The sequence below is a fragment of the Photobacterium sp. MCCC 1A19761 genome, assembly GCF_037389125.1.
Lineage (GTDB): Bacteria > Pseudomonadota > Gammaproteobacteria > Enterobacterales > Vibrionaceae > Photobacterium.
Genome location: NZ_JAZGTF010000013.1, coordinates 87,288 through 101,468 on the forward strand (window position 1 = coordinate 87,288; position 14,181 = coordinate 101,468).

Annotated in this window: 13 protein-coding genes; 12 read left to right on the forward strand and 1 reads right to left on the reverse strand. The window is 53.5% G+C overall.

Going from position 1 to position 14,181, the window contains the following annotated elements:
* Positions 1–203: 203 nt before the first annotated feature.
* From VV869_RS14270 to dgcA, 8 genes are all read left to right on the forward strand, one after another.
* Positions 204–920 carry a TetR/AcrR family transcriptional regulator gene (locus VV869_RS14270; RefSeq protein WP_337735586.1) on the forward strand — a complete coding sequence of 239 codons (717 nt, stop codon included), beginning with the start codon at positions 204–206 and terminating at the stop codon, positions 918–920.
* Positions 917–2,221, forward strand: a complete 1,305-nt coding sequence (locus VV869_RS14275) for an ABC1 kinase family protein (RefSeq protein WP_337735587.1) — start codon at positions 917–919, stop codon at positions 2,219–2,221. Before VV869_RS14270 ends, VV869_RS14275 begins: the two co-directional genes overlap by 4 nt.
* The gene (locus VV869_RS14280; RefSeq protein ID WP_337735588.1) at positions 2,214–2,594 is read left to right on the forward strand and encodes a hypothetical protein; all 381 of its coding nucleotides are present in this window, start codon (positions 2,214–2,216) and stop codon (positions 2,592–2,594) included. The genes VV869_RS14275 and VV869_RS14280 overlap by 8 nt, the downstream gene beginning before the upstream one ends.
* A 14-nt stretch (positions 2,595–2,608) precedes the next feature.
* On the forward strand, positions 2,609–3,100 hold the full coding sequence (locus VV869_RS14285) for a DUF2867 domain-containing protein (RefSeq protein WP_337735589.1): 492 nt from the start codon (positions 2,609–2,611) through the stop codon (positions 3,098–3,100).
* Between the two features lie 389 nt (positions 3,101–3,489).
* A complete protein-coding gene (locus VV869_RS14290) occupies positions 3,490–4,803 on the forward strand; it encodes a methyl-accepting chemotaxis protein (protein ID WP_337735590.1) in 1,314 nt (437 codons plus the stop codon).
* 54 nt (positions 4,804–4,857) lie between these two features.
* Positions 4,858–5,736: a LysR family transcriptional regulator gene (locus VV869_RS14295; RefSeq protein WP_337735591.1), complete on the forward strand. Its 879-nt coding sequence runs from the start codon at positions 4,858–4,860 to the stop codon at positions 5,734–5,736.
* 146 nt (positions 5,737–5,882) lie between these two features.
* Positions 5,883–6,893, forward strand: coding sequence for an N-acetyltransferase DgcN (gene dgcN, locus VV869_RS14300; RefSeq protein WP_337735592.1), 1,011 nt, complete (start codon positions 5,883–5,885; stop codon positions 6,891–6,893).
* Positions 6,893–7,861: an N-acetyl-D-Glu racemase DgcA gene (gene dgcA, locus VV869_RS14305; protein ID WP_337735593.1), complete on the forward strand. Its 969-nt coding sequence runs from the start codon at positions 6,893–6,895 to the stop codon at positions 7,859–7,861. The genes dgcN and dgcA overlap by 1 nt, the downstream gene beginning before the upstream one ends.
* Before the next feature lie 111 nt (positions 7,862–7,972).
* On the opposite strand, the gene VV869_RS14310 is transcribed toward dgcA, so the two are convergent.
* Positions 7,973–8,779, reverse strand: coding sequence for a MetQ/NlpA family ABC transporter substrate-binding protein (locus VV869_RS14310; protein ID WP_337735690.1), 807 nt, complete (start codon positions 8,777–8,779; stop codon positions 7,973–7,975).
* 322 nt (positions 8,780–9,101) lie between these two features.
* Here VV869_RS14310 and VV869_RS14315 point away from each other — a divergent pair, with 322 nt between their 5' ends.
* The 4 genes from VV869_RS14315 (at position 9,102) to VV869_RS14330 (ending at position 14,013) form a co-directional block, all read left to right on the forward strand.
* Positions 9,102–9,707, forward strand: coding sequence for a histidine phosphatase family protein (locus VV869_RS14315; RefSeq protein ID WP_337735594.1), 606 nt, complete (start codon positions 9,102–9,104; stop codon positions 9,705–9,707).
* A gap of 109 nt (positions 9,708–9,816) precedes the next feature.
* Positions 9,817–10,275 carry a GNAT family N-acetyltransferase gene (locus VV869_RS14320; RefSeq protein WP_337735595.1) on the forward strand — a complete coding sequence of 153 codons (459 nt, stop codon included), beginning with the start codon at positions 9,817–9,819 and terminating at the stop codon, positions 10,273–10,275.
* A complete protein-coding gene (locus VV869_RS14325; protein ID WP_443147320.1) occupies positions 10,259–10,750 on the forward strand; it encodes a GNAT family N-acetyltransferase in 492 nt (163 codons plus the stop codon). The genes VV869_RS14320 and VV869_RS14325 overlap by 17 nt, the downstream gene beginning before the upstream one ends.
* Positions 10,751–11,043: 293 nt before the next feature.
* A complete protein-coding gene (locus tag VV869_RS14330) occupies positions 11,044–14,013 on the forward strand; it encodes a TIM-barrel domain-containing protein (protein WP_337735596.1) in 2,970 nt (989 codons plus the stop codon).
* The last annotated feature ends 168 nt before the right edge of the window (positions 14,014–14,181 follow it).

Here is a 14,181-nt window from a genome sequence, read left to right on the forward strand (position 1 = left end):
CGATCATGCTCGGCTTGCTGCGCTCTGTCTTTTTCCACTGCTTGTCGGCCGTTATGGCCGGTCAATCACTGTGACGTGTCTCCTGAATGAAAAATCATTTGGTCCGGGCCTGACGGGGTGGGTGATTTTTTAATGAAAACACTATTGATCTGTTCAAGATTTGATCATATTTTATCTATAGTGTTTTCGGATAAGGTGGTTTCATGAAGAAGAAAAGTGAGAAGGTCCGCGAGAAAATTCTGGATGCTGCGGTCGATTTGATGAGCATGGAGGGCTACAAGCATGTCTCGATGCGCAAAATCGCCAAGCAAGCCAATGTCGGCGATGCCACGATTTATAACTACTTTCCGAACAAAGAAAGTTTGCTGTACGGCTACTTTGCGGATCAGGTGAAAAAGTCGGTTGAAGAACTTCAAACCATTGAGGATTTTGAAAGTTATTCACTGCAAGAGAAAATCCAACTGCTCATAGAAACCAACCTGACCCAGATGCTGCCGTATCGCGAGTTTGTTCAGGAAGCCTTTGAGATGACTTTTCTCACGCCTTTGGCCAAATTCGGCCATGTCTCGCCAATTAAATCGCAGCTCAGTGATCAAATCAGGCTCTATCTGTCTCAGGCTTATACGCAGGGAGTGCTCGAAGAAGAAAGCCTGCACGAGTTCATTCCGTCCCTGTTTTGGGATTATTACCTCGGCATGGTGATGTACTGGCTCAAGGATGATTCGGAAGATTTTACCAATACCACGCAACTGCTCGATCTGAGCCTGAACTTTGGTATTTCTTTACTCGCCAGCGGTGTGCTGAGCAAAGCCGGGCAAATGGCGTCGTTTCTTTTGCGCCAGCATATGTTTTCAGGATTTGAGCTGATGGCGAAGCAAATGGGTCAGCTGCGGGGGTTAACCGGGAAAAGGGCCGAATGATGAGCAAGGTTCCGACCAGTAAAATCCATCGTAATGCCATTGTGGCCGGTACTGCGGTCAAACTGGGAGCGAATGCGGTCAAAAACCGGACGCAATCACTGCTGTCGCCTCGGGGGAGCAAGCTGAATACCCAACAGACTGACGCAGAGCAGGCCGAGATTATCTTTTCTGCCTTGGGCCGCTTAAAAGGCACGGCGTTGAAAGCGGCGCAAATGCTGGCCTTGGAAAATAGCCTGGTCCCGGAAGCCTACCGGGAGGCGCTCAATAAGGCCTGTTACCGCGCGCCCGGACTCAACCGCGCCGTGGTGAGAAAAGTATTCATGAGCCAGTTTGGCTGCCCGCCGGAAAAGCTCTTCGCAGCGTTTGATTACACGCCCTTTGCCGCCGCAAGTTTAGGTCAGGTTCACCGGGCCGAAGACTGCAACGGCAACTTGTTGGCGGTGAAGGTGCAATACCCGGGAATTGCCGAGAGTATCCACGCCGATATCGCGACGCTGTCAGTCTTGCTCAAGGCGGTCCCATCTCGTTTTCATTTCGAGCAGATGTTGCCGGAAATTGAGCTGCGGCTGATTGAGGAGACTGACTATGAACTGGAATTTCGCCGACAGTCAGACTTCTATGCCGGTTGTGATATTGCGAACTTGCGCGTCTTGCCGCCCATTGTTGCCTATTCCTCAAAGCGCGTGATGAGCTCGCCCTATGTCGCTGGTTTGCATATTGATGAATGGCTGGAGAGCGGCCCGCCGATCTCGGCCCGAAATGCCGTCTGCCAGGCGCTGTGCGATCTGTTTTTTACCTCGATTTCCCGCTATGGCATGTTGCATGCCGACCCGAATATCGGGAACTTCCTGATCGATAAGGACAATCGGTTGGTGGTGCTGGATTTCGGTTGTACCGTCCCGGTTGATCCTGATACTGCGGCGGCGTTTGTGGCGCTGCTGAAAGCCTATAAGACGCAAGACATTGAGCAGGTCATTTATTATTTCAATCGCCTGTATATGAATCATCAGGGAGTGCCGGAAAAGATGAAGAACAACGCACTCTTCATTGAGTATCTGGCTTGGCAGCATCAACTGCTGGCCCCGGCATCCTTCGATTTTTCTGCCCATCCGAGTTATATGGCACAAGGGGTGTCGTTGGCCGTGGACGCGCATAAATACAGTGAATTTCCGGTGAATCCGAGCAAGGAGGTGCTGTTCCTTGAGCGCGTCTATTACGGTTATCTGCAACTGTGTCAGCGAGCCGGCGCGTGTGTCCGGTTTGAGATCGATACCTTATTTGAGGAGCAAGCGAATGTCTGATTTGAATCTGTATTTGCTTATTTCCGGCGCGATTGCCTTATTCACGGCTTTTTTGCATTTGATTGCCGGTCACTTTCATCCGGTACTGCCGTTTTTCAGCACCCGGATGGATGACAGGGTTAAGGGAACCTTTTACGCCTGCTGGCATATGGTGACCGTGTTGCTGTTTGCTTCCGCGGCCAGGCTTCTGTTCAGCGCCTATGTTCCGGTCGATGCTTTATCCGTTCAGATGCTTTCCGGTCAATTTATTCTGTTTGGCTTGGTGTTTCTGGCCGTTGGCCGATCTCTCAAGATCAAGCGCGCGTGGGTACGTTTGCCGCAGTGGATACTGCTGCTCCCCATCGGCGTATTTGGATTTCTGGGTTCTGTTTAAAAGAGGATGCCATCATGATCAAAACTGTTGCTGTGCCAATGTCACCGTTGCTCGAACATACGCTTCCCAAGGCGCAATTTGCCGATGCGTATGAAATTGCGCTGAACGATCCCAATCAGGATATCTGGGATATCACCTACAAGTTGTTCACCGAGGGCCAGCAGGATTGGATTAAAGCCCTGATGGGGCTGCGTAACCTACTGGTGACGCCGTTTGGCCTGAAAACCGGGCCGATGAACGACGGGGAGCAGGTGTTACAAGAGCGCATCGGTATATTTAAGGTGTATGAGAAAACAGCGCATGAGGTACTGCTCGGGGAAAATGACCGGCATCTGGATTTCAGAATTTCGGTGTTGAAAGATACCGCAAATGCGACCCTGACCGTCACCACCAAAGTCGAGATGCATAACGCCCTGGGCCGCGCTTATATCACGGTGATCGAGCCGTTTCACCGCATGATTGTCAAAAGTATGATCCGTCAGGCGAAGAAGAAAGGGGCTTTTTAGTGGCTGGGGAGCTTAGGCTGGTGGCGCTGGTGGTGCAAAATCGGCTTACGGATTTTCCATGATCCCGTGGGCATTTCTTGTCGGTGTAAGTACATATAAAACCGGATGGTGAACGCAATTTATTGCTTAAGAGGATGGTTTGGGTTGGTCGTGTCGGTGTTTATATGCGCCAGATTGAGCTGCGTGTCAAAAAAATATCGCTAGACGACATAAAGGCGTGCAGTTTTAGAGGAGTTCTTTACACTAAGCATCTGTCTGCACAGTTGAGATGGAAGCAGGCCAGCTTGATGCCTTTCACAAGTGATCAAAGCCATATGTCGCGAAGGCTAGTTTAAGTGCAGATACCGAACCCTGAACCTCCACCACCCAGCCAAGGAAAATTGCGGTTTATGTTATTTAATAAATCGGTACAAAAAGAAAATCAAAGGCTTAAAGAAGAGTTACATGCCTTATCGCAAGTGAAAGACAGCTTAGAAGCGGACATGCTTCGGGTGACACTGGATATCAATGGCAAGATTGTGTCAGTGAATTCGTTGTTTCAAAGACAAATGCAGCTGATTGCAGAGCATGTTGAAGGCAAGCATATTACGACACTTGTACCGGAATCTTCCCGAAATACAACCCACTTTCAGTTGATGTCGGATGCGGTGCGGCAGGGGAGGCATTGGAACGGTGCGTTACAAATCCAGAAAGGGAATGGGGAAGAAGCCTGGCTAAGGGCTATCTTACAACCGATCATGACGTCGACCGGGGGCATGAAGCATATCTACATTTATGCATCTGAGTTGACCCGAACCATTCAAACCTCGCGTGAGCAGGAAGATTTAATTAAAGCGTTGCACCGCTCGACAGCCGTGATTGAATTCAGTCTGGAAGGCGTCATTCTGGAAGCCAATCAGAACTTCCTGACGTCCATGGGCTATAAAAAAGCGGAGATCATCGGTAAACATCACCGTATGTTCTGTGATCATTCGGAAGTTCACTCTCCGCAATACACTGCCTTCTGGGAAAAGCTGGGCCGGGGGGAGTTTGTATCCGATCGCTTCAAGCGGATCGACAGTTACGGTCATACCGTGTGGCTGGAAGCGACGTATAACCCGATTTATGATGCCAACGGCGAGCTGTATAAAGTGGTGAAGTTTGCCACGGTGATCACGGATCAGATTAACCGTGAAATCGCAATTGCGGAAGCGGCAGAGATTGCGCACGAAGTGTCGGCGACGACCGGTGAGCAAACCACGCAGGGGAACCAGGTGATTGAATCGACCATCGGCAAGATGGGAGAGCTGGCCAACCAGATGGCCGATGCGAATGAAGGGATCCAGGCGTTGAATGCGCAATCGCAAAAAATCAATGAACTGGTCAGCAGTATCGACGGGATTGCCAACCAGACCAACTTGCTGGCGCTGAACGCGGCGATTGAGGCGGCCCGGGCCGGTGAGCAAGGACGGGGATTTGCCGTGGTTGCGGATGAGGTACGTCTGCTGGCTTCGAGAACCAGCCAGACCACGGAAGAGATCATGGCGGTGGTATCGGAGAACCTCAAGCTGACAGAAAATGCTGTGCAGATGATCGAGCGGGGCTTGGCCCAGGCTTCAGAGGCACTGGAGTTGTCGAAAGAAGCCGGTCAGGTGATGCGTGATATCCGGATGGGCGCGCAAAAAGTTGATGATGCTGTAGGCAGCTTCGCCAAGCAGCTCTAAACGATCAGCGCGAAACGATCGCAGCACAACCGGTGATTTCAGGGAGGAAGGCGGGTGAATCTCAGGCAACTGGAAGTCTTTTACGCGGTAATGAAAGCGGGTACGGTCTCCGGGGCCGCCCGTAGCCTGTACGTTTCCCAGCCCAACGTGACCCGGGTGCTGGCCCATACCGAGCAACAGCTCGGGTTCGCGCTGTTTGAGCGGGTGAAGGGACGCCTGATCCCGACCCAAGAAGCGCTTGCGCTGCTGCCGGAAGCGGAAAAAATCTATCAACAGCTGGGACTGTTCCGGTCCCTGACGCAAAAGGTTGCCCGCGGTGCACAGCACCTTCGCATCGGTGCGCCGCCTATTCTGGCCAGTGCGATGCTGCCGCCGGTGATCGCGGTACTGAGCCGGCAAGGCAACATGTCGATAGAGCTGATCACCGGCAATAAAGATGAATTGAGCCAGGGGTTACTCCGCCATGAACTCGACATCGCCGTGGCTTTTGGGGATGACTGTCCGCCCGGCCTGAATTGTGGTGTGCTGACATCCGGACGGGTTCAGGCTGTTGCGTTCATCGAGCTGTTCGACCTGTCGCCGGAGCCAATCACTCTGGAAACCGTGGTGCAGTCCGGGGTGAATATTATCGGCCTAGATACCCGGGATCCGCTTGGGGCGATCCTCGATCATATGATCCATACCCTCGCTCCGGAATATCACTACGCACTGGCGGTGCGGAGCTATAGCGCGGCGGTGGAGTTGGCCAAACTCGGCCTCGGCATTGCGCTGGTTGATCCCTGGACGGCGCAAGGACATCGCGATAACCCTCAGCTGACGGTGGCTGAGCTCTCGCCTGCAGTACCGATACAGGTTTCGGTGTACAGCGCGATTCATCAACCCCCCTCGGCGGCCTGCCGGTTGTTCGAAGCGACGCTGAAAGCGCAGCTGTAATATCGAGCTGTAATATCGAGCTGTAATATCGAGCTATAATCTCAAGCTATAACCTCAAGTTATACCTGTCCAATAGCAAAGTATTCGTCCTTTTCATCTCAGGTGCTTAGATTAATCACATCACTTGAATACATGGATGGACACTGATGCAAATTCCTCAACCTTATTTACTGTTTCTCGGGGATGTGACCGACCCGTTATCGGCAAAAACAGCGCGCGGTATTCTTCACTGGCGCCCGGAGAGTTGTGTCGGCCAGCTTCGTTTAACGGCGCAGACGGTCTCCCTGTCGCTGCCGGATCTGTCGTTGGTGGATGCGAAAAATCTGGGGGCTCAAACGCTGGTGATCGGCACAGCCAACGCTGGCGGGGTGATCCCGACGGCCTGGCAGCAGGTGCTGAAAGAGGCAGTGGTAATGGGCTTTCACATCGCTTCGGGCATGCACCAGCGCTTGCGGGATATTCCCGGCCTCAGTGCGCTGGCCGAGCAGAATCAGGTGCAGTTGTTTGACGTCCGGCACTACGACGCCCCGCTGGCGGTGGGCACAGGACAAAAGCGTGCCGGAAAGCGCTTGCTGACGGTGGGCAGTGATTGCTCGGTCGGGAAAATGTATACCGCGCTGGCACTTGAAAAAGCCCTGACGCAAGCTGGTCTGTCGGCCCGGTTCAAAGCCACCGGCCAGACGGGTATTTTGATCCAGGGGCAGGGGATTTCGGTCGATGCCGTGGTGGCAGATTTTATCTCCGGCGCTGTGGAAACGCTTAGTCCGGATTTTGACTCGCATGTGTGGGATGTGATTGAAGGCCAGGGCTCATTGTTCAATCCATCTTTTGCCGGGGTGAGCCTGGGGCTGTTGCATGGGGCGCAGCCCGATGCCTTGGTGTTGTGCCATGAGCTGGGTCGGTCGCATATCCGCCATCTGCCACACATGCCGATGCCAGAGATTTCGGCGGTGCTGGCCGAAAATATTCAGGCTGCGAAACTGACTAATCCAGCCGCTGAATTTGTCGGGATCTGCCTCAATACCTCGGCGATCGCCACCGAAGAAGCGGAGGTTGTATGTGAGCAGTGGCGTGAGCAGTATCAGCTGCCGGTCACAGATCCGGTGCGCTTTGGCGTGGACAATATCATTCAACAGCTGGTTAACCGAGGTGCCTGATGCAGATCCAAGCGAAACCCGAACATATCCCGTTTGCCAAACCCTTTCGCATTGCCCGGGGCGCCCGAACCCACCTGGATATTGTGCGGGTGATGATCACCGACGGGGAGTACTCGGTTGAAGCCGAATGTACACCTTATGCCCGTTATGGCGAGGACACCGCATCTGTGTTGGCGCAAATCGAACGAGCGATCCCGACGTTGGCAGCGCTGTCGGCGCAGCAGGCCAAAGTGGCGCTGCAAACCCTGTTGCTGGCCGGGGCAGCCCGGAATGCGCTCGATTGCGCCTTATGGTCGCTCATCGCCCGGCAATGTAACAGCCAGTTTCCGTCGCGTTATTTTCAGTTGCAGCCTGCGCTGGAAACGGCAATGACGGTTTCCATCGGGACACCGCAGGAAATGGCCCGACAAGCGCGGGACTATGTCGCTCAGGGAGCCACCTTGCTGAAAGTAAAGCTGGATGCGGAAAACATTGTCGGCCGGGTGACCGCAGTCCGGGATGTCGCGCCGGATGCACGGATCATCTTAGATGCTAATGAAGCCTGGGCGGGGATGGATCTTCCTGCGCTGTTTGATGCGCTCGCGCCGCTGGCTATTGCGATGATTGAGCAGCCTCTGCCGGCCGGGGATGATGATGCCTTGGGCCACTTTGACCACCGGATTCCGGTGTGTGCCGATGAGAGTTGTCATACCCGGGCAGACTTGGCGCATGTTCGCGGCCGCTATGAAATGATCAATATTAAGCTGGATAAAACCGGCGGACTGACCGAAGCGCTGGCGCTCAAAGCCGCCGCGCGGCAGGATGGATTATCGGTGATGGTCGGGTGTATGCTCGGCACATCTCTGGCGATGAGGGCTGCCCTGCCTATTGCCCAGGATGCCGCGGTGGTCGATCTCGACGGCCCGGTGCTCATTGGCGAAAGCGGTCCGGAAGCACTGACTTACCGGGACGGCCAGTTATTTCTCTGAACAACGCCCGCTCCGATGTGATGCGCCGGGGCGGGCGTTTGCTGTGGGCGCTCATGTGACTTTCAAACACGGCTGGTGGCCGGGATCACATTGATGCACGCACAGGCTTTGTTATTGGAAAGCAGGCTCGATGGTGCCGTTGAACGTCTGCTGGATAAAGTCACGGACCGGCTGTGACTGGTAGATTTTCACAAACTTTTGGTAATCGGCATTGTTTTTATCGGCTTCGCGCGCGGCCACGACCATCACGGCCAGCGCTGCATCTTTCGGTTCCAGATAGAGGCCAAATTCTTTCGGATCCAGGCCCGATGACATGATGTAGTTCATCGTAATGGCGGCAGCATCTACGTCTTCGAGGCTTCGTGGTAACTGGGCAGCTTCAATCTCAATGATCTCGAGCTGCTTCGGGTTCTCAACGATATCGTTCAGCGTCGCTTTGTGGCCGACACCCGGTTTGAGCGTGATGAGATTGGCATCGGCCAACAGCAGCAGGCCGCGTCCGCCGTTCGTCGGATCGTTCGGAATGGCAATGCGCGCATGATCCGGCAATTCGGCGAGGCTATTGAAGGTTTTGGAATAGATCCCCATCCGCATCAGAATCGACTCACCCATAGAAACTAAATGGCTGCCGTTGTTGGCATTGTATGTTTGTAAAAAGGGCAGATGCTGGTAACTGTTGAGATCCAGGCTGCCGTCTGCAAGTGCCGCATTAGGCGTGATGTAATCCGAAAACTCGATCACTTCCACTTTTAATCCTTGTTTTTCGGCTTCCCGGGCAACAGCTTCCACCACCTGGGCATGCGGGCCGACGGTTGCGCCGACTTTTAATACTGCTTCTTCTTGTTGGCCGCAGCCGGTTAATCCCAGCACCAATGCTGCACCGAGTAACCACTGACTGACTTTCTTATTCTTTTGCATCATATCCTCCATGTGGACGCTAAAGGACGTTTGGACGTCTAGAAAGCTATCCTACGTATTGTATGAGAATATGCAACTGATTATTTCATTTATTTCTCAGAGCAAGGTTCAGGCTCGGGCCGCAGGTGTCATGAACCCGGGCTGGGTGGTGATGACTGTCCCAGTCTCGGTATATAAATTCGGTTCAGAAAGGGGGGACTCAAAAATACGAAGCATTTTCATCCTGATGTCATTACATTACCCGGGGCTCTGGATGAGATCCAGACGGAATTGTCGTCGGTAATCACGGCATGCAATCCCGCAAACTCAGGAGAAGGAAGCGATGAAAAGAATTTGTTTAGTGACGCACACGCAAGCGACTCATTCTGTGAATGGTCAGGTTGGCGGCTGGTTTGATTCGGAACTGACGGAGCACGGGCGCGCTCAGGCCGCTCGTTTAGGCGAGAAAATCAAAGCGCATGGTTTTGAGCTTGAAAAGCTGCAAGTTTATTCCTCCGATCTCAAGCGCGCAGTACAGACAACGGAGGCGTTGGTTGCCGGGTTGGCACTGGATGTGCTGTATGATGCCAGGTTGCGGGAGATGTCGTTTGGCCGTCACGAAGGGATGGATCAAGCCGCGCATGATGAACTCATGCAGCCGGTGAGTTCCACAGGGGAGCGGCTGGATCACCGGATCTGTGACGGTGCGGAGTCCCGCCGGGAAGTTGCGACGCGAATTGTAGCGTGTGTTCAAGAGATCATGCACCAGCCGGGTGATGCGTTAATTGTGACGCATGGTTTTGCGGCGACCTTCGTGATTGCGGCATTTCAACTGATTGATATTGAAAGCATGGACTATATTGCATTTAAGGTGAATCCGGGCAGCGTGTCGATCCTGGAAGCGGATGATTTATTTCAAAATCGCGCCGTTTGTTTGCTCAATGGGTAATGCCTGCGCTGCCGAGTGTGATTGGCGGCGGGATGGGGCGACATGGGCAGCAGCAGGTGCTGATGCCGTGCTTTGCAGAGAAAATTGTTAATTCAGGAGCAAGGTGAACATGGAAGTGATTCGAGTGTCCCGGAAGGAAGATTTGCGTGGTGTGCTGGCGCTTTACCGAGAGCTGCGGGGGCACGATCCCGTGGTCAGCGAACAGGTGCTGGCATCGAACTGGGATGAAATTCAGGCCAATCCTTCTATTCAGTTGGTGGTCGCTGAAGTCGACGGGCAACTGGCATCCACCTGCCAGCTTGGGGTTATCCCCACCGTGACCAATGCTGGCAGGCCGTTTGGTGTGATCGAACATGTGATCACCGGGCAGGATTATCGCCGTCGCGGTCTGAGCCAGAAAGTGCTCGAGAAGGCGCTGGCACTGGCTTGGGAGCAGGGCTGCTATAAAGTGATGCTCCTGTCTGGAGAAAATCGAGTCGCCGCGCACCGTTTGTATGAAAAAGTGGGTTTTCAGGCGGGGATTGAAAAAGGGTTCGTGGTGAAACGACCACATGATGAAGGAAGATGATTTGGATATTCAATTCAGAGCAGCAACGAAAGATGATCTCGAAACTTTAGTATTGATGCTGCAGGATGATGCACTTGGTTCACAACGTGAAGACGGAACTTTGCCGTTAAATGCCAAGTATCTTCAGGCGTTCGAGGCCATTCAGGCGGATCCCAATAACCAATTGATGGTCGCAGAGACCCAAGACCGGGTGGTGGGGATGTTGCAGTTGACTTTCATTCCATATCTTACCCACATCGGTTCCTGGCGGTGCCTGATTGAAGGCGTTCGGATCCTCGCCGATTACCGTGGTCAGGGCCTGGGTGAGCAGATGTTTCAGTATGCGATTGGTCAGGCGCAAGAGAAAGGCTGCCAGTTGGTTCAGCTCACCTCAGACAAGCAGCGTTTGGATGCGTTGCGGTTTTACGAGAAGCTGGGATTTGTCGCCACGCACGAAGGGTTTAAGTTGCGGTTAGCGGAGCAGGAGTTACGTTAAAGCCCGGTTTAACTTTACGCTCTACCGCATCCCCTTGGTTTATCGATTTCCAAGGCGTTGAATCTGTAGTTCACCCTGTGGCTCTTTTGGATACGGGACTCTTTGGCAAAGGAGCCCAGCTTCCATCCGCAGGTGTTTAATCTACACAAAACACCAACTGGAGCACAAATTTAACAAAAGGTTTTAAATTTCCTCGGGGGGCGTAGGGCCGGGGAGGATTGATACTGAACTAATTGCACACAAAATACGCGCAATTTTAAATGAGTAATTGTTCATATCAATGGATGAAGCCAATGAAGAAAAAGCTAATCGCAGTTTGTATTCTCCTGGGCTCCGGGAGTTGCTACGCCGATGTCCCTGCACCTTATATCGTGAATTACGGTCCCTCCAGTACGGTGGTGGAGGTGCTGGATGATGATCTGATCCACATCTCTTTCCGTCATCACCAAAATACACAAGGGAACACGACGATCCCCCATACCGAAATGGTCTTTAAAACAGACTATACCGGTCCCGCTTTGTACGAACCCAATGCGGACGGATTTCGGACCCAGGCGCTGAGTGTCCGTATCGATCGGGAGAATGGCTGCCTCAGTGTGGTCGAGTTACAACACAACAATCAGCAAAGTGCCACAATCTGCCCGGCAATTTATGATCAAACCTGGCACGGCGCGTCGGTACAAAATTTAGGGATCCATTCGGTGTATGGCTTGGGTCAGACGTTCGCGCCGATTGACCCTAACCGAGGTGCTCAGGTGAACGGCGAGTGGCTGGGAACCGGGGGCTTCGGGACCCCGGATGATCGCGGCAATACGTTCAGCAGTATTACTTATACTGACGGCGCCTATGCCGGCGCGACCACACCGCGCTTGCAGTTTCCGGTGCTCTATGCGGTCGGTGAGCAAATGAACTATGCCCTGATGCTCGATTCCAAGCTCAAAAACAGTTTTGATCTGTCGAAGCCCTGGTGGGAGATTCGCAACAAGACTGCGCCAGAGACCAACCTGTATTACATGAGTGGTCCTGACTTGCCGGATCTGCGCCGTGATTTCATGGAGCTGGTCGGCCGGCCGCCGGTACCGCCGAAAAAAGCCCTGGGATTGTGGATTTCTGAGTTTTCGTTTGATAACTGGGGTGAGTTGGATGAGACCATCCAGACGCTGCGTCAGCACCATTTCCCGATTGACGGTGCCTTGCTCGATGTGGCCTGGTTTGGCTTTAAGCACGCCTGGCAGAACAATAGTGAAGCCAACCCGATGGGGGATTTGCGCTTTGATGAGCAAGCCTTCCCGAACCCGGCAGCCAAAGTCGCCAGCCTGAAACAGGATGGGATTGGGCTGATCACGATTGAAGAGTCTTATGTCTCGAAGCAGGGCAATTATCACGGCGAAAATTACAACGGCATGGCGGCACAGAACGGTTTCGCCAAGGACTGTGGCTCGAACAACTTTACCGAGTTTAATAACTGGTTCGGGGTGAGCGGGATGATCGACTGGTCAAATACGACCGGTGCTGCCTGGTGGCATGATCATGTCCGTAAACCGAATATCGTTGATTTGGGGATCCTCGGTCACTGGACCGATTTGGGCGAGCCGGAAGACTATCGCGCTTACTCGTGCTATCAGGCCGGCGATCATGCCCAGTACAACAATGTCCATAACCTGCTGTGGAGCAAGTCGATTTATGACGGTTATGTCCGAAATCACGGTCAGAACCCGCAGCGGCCGTATTCGATTGCCCGGGCCGGGACCATCGGCTCACAGCGCTACGGCGCCGGTTTGTGGTCCGGTGATATCGGTGGTCGCCTGGATCACATGAACCTGCATCACAACGCAGCGATGCAGATGTCGTTCGCCGGGATCGACTACTACAGCTCTGATGTCGGTGGTTTCTGGCGCAAGGGGGATGATAAAGGCAACCGTGACACTGCCATTGCGCCGGGAGCCGGATATAGCGAAGATGAAATGTACAGCCTGTGGTTCGCCAATGCGGCCTGGTTGGATATTCCGTTGCGTCCGCACGGCAATAACTGCGGGATGCCGGGTGCGACGGGGAATGACTGTATTGTGACGGAAACGTCGCCGGCACTCATCGGCAATACTACCGGGAACCTCAGTAACCTGCGTCAGCGTTATGAGCTGATCCCTTACTATTACTCGCTGGCTCATCGCGCTTATCAATATGGTGAGCCGGTGATCACGCCGATGCCTTTCTATTATCAGGACGATCTTAATCTGAAAGGCATGGCCGATCAGAAGATGATTGGTCGGGATATTCTGGTCGCCGGACTGACCACACAGTTTGCGGAAAGCCGGGATGTCTACCTGCCAGCGGGGACCTGGTACAACTACCACACCGGTGAACAATACCAGAGTGTGAGTGGCGTAACGCTACCGCAGGTGAACCAGTGGATTGAGGCGGAAAATCGCAATCGCGTCCCGGCATACGCACGGGCGGGGGCCATTATTCCGATGATGTACGTTGATGAACAAACCAAAGATGTGTTTGGTCATCGGCAGGATGGCAGCACGCGCAATGAATTGATCGTCAAGGTCTTCCCGTCGGAGTCCGCGAGCAGCTTCACGCTGTATGAAGATGATGGCAGCACAGTTGAGACCTATGATGCCCAGTCGAGACCGCATTATCAGGTGCGTGAAACCTGGCTGAGCCAGAATCCTGTCAGCAGTGGCGTTGAAATTCTCATTCATGCCGCGCAGGGGAGCTATGCAGGTGCAAGCAGTGAGCGCAATAACGAAGTGCGCACACTGGTTGCAGCAACCGAGAAGGTGGCGGTCACTCTGAACGGTGAACCGCTACCGATGCTGGCCGATCGTCAGGCTTTGGAAAACACTGGCAGCAAAGGCTGGATCCGGGAAGGAAATCTGATCTCTGTCCGTACCGGCGTTGTTTCGGTTGATGCCGACAAGAAGATTGTGATCACGAGTGAGCCGTGCAGTAGTGACTGCGGTTTTGCTGCCAACCTGCCGAGCTTAATGATTCGGGGAACCAATAACGGCTGGAGCACGACAGACATGGTGCTCATTGCGGATCACACCTGGCAGGTCGATACGACATTTGGCGCCGAGGCTGATGCCCGGTTCAAGTTCGATGTGTTCGGTGACTGGCGTCAGAATTACGGGGATGACGACGCTGATGGCCAGCTGGAAGCGAGCGGGGCGGATATCACGATCACCCAAGGTGCCGGAAGCTATCGCATCACACTGTTCGACGATCGCAACACGTATTCAATCACTAAGTTATAAAACAAACACCTCCCTTTACCGTGCGCCGGCCGTCTGGTCAGCGCGCGTCTTGTTGTGAACAGACTTATCCCCTGATGCTGTGAATATCTATCGCCAGGCCACGGTCGCCAGGATGGAAAACCGCTGTAAATCAGCGGTTTCTTGGTTCGATTCCCGTGGTGACGAATT

Coding starts and splice junctions, on each gene's coding strand:
- VV869_RS14270 (WP_337735586.1), top strand. CDS start 204: ATGAAGAAGAAAAGTGAGAAGGTCCGCGAGAAAATTCTGGATGCTGCG.
- VV869_RS14275 (WP_337735587.1), top strand. CDS start 917: ATGATGAGCAAGGTTCCGACCAGTAAAATCCATCGTAATGCCATTGTG.
- VV869_RS14280 (WP_337735588.1), top strand. CDS start 2,214: ATGTCTGATTTGAATCTGTATTTGCTTATTTCCGGCGCGATTGCCTTA.
- VV869_RS14285 (WP_337735589.1), top strand. CDS start 2,609: ATGATCAAAACTGTTGCTGTGCCAATGTCACCGTTGCTCGAACATACG.
- VV869_RS14290 (WP_337735590.1), top strand. CDS start 3,490: ATGTTATTTAATAAATCGGTACAAAAAGAAAATCAAAGGCTTAAAGAA.
- dgcN (WP_337735592.1), top strand. CDS start 5,883: ATGCAAATTCCTCAACCTTATTTACTGTTTCTCGGGGATGTGACCGAC.
- dgcA (WP_337735593.1), top strand. CDS start 6,893: ATGCAGATCCAAGCGAAACCCGAACATATCCCGTTTGCCAAACCCTTT.
- VV869_RS14310 (WP_337735690.1), bottom strand. CDS start 8,779: ATGCAAAAGAATAAGAAAGTCAGTCAGTGGTTACTCGGTGCAGCATTG.
- VV869_RS14315 (WP_337735594.1), top strand. CDS start 9,102: ATGAAAAGAATTTGTTTAGTGACGCACACGCAAGCGACTCATTCTGTG.
- VV869_RS14320 (WP_337735595.1), top strand. CDS start 9,817: ATGGAAGTGATTCGAGTGTCCCGGAAGGAAGATTTGCGTGGTGTGCTG.
- VV869_RS14325 (WP_443147320.1), top strand. CDS start 10,259: ATGATGAAGGAAGATGATTTGGATATTCAATTCAGAGCAGCAACGAAA.
- VV869_RS14330 (WP_337735596.1), top strand. CDS start 11,044: ATGAAGAAAAAGCTAATCGCAGTTTGTATTCTCCTGGGCTCCGGGAGT.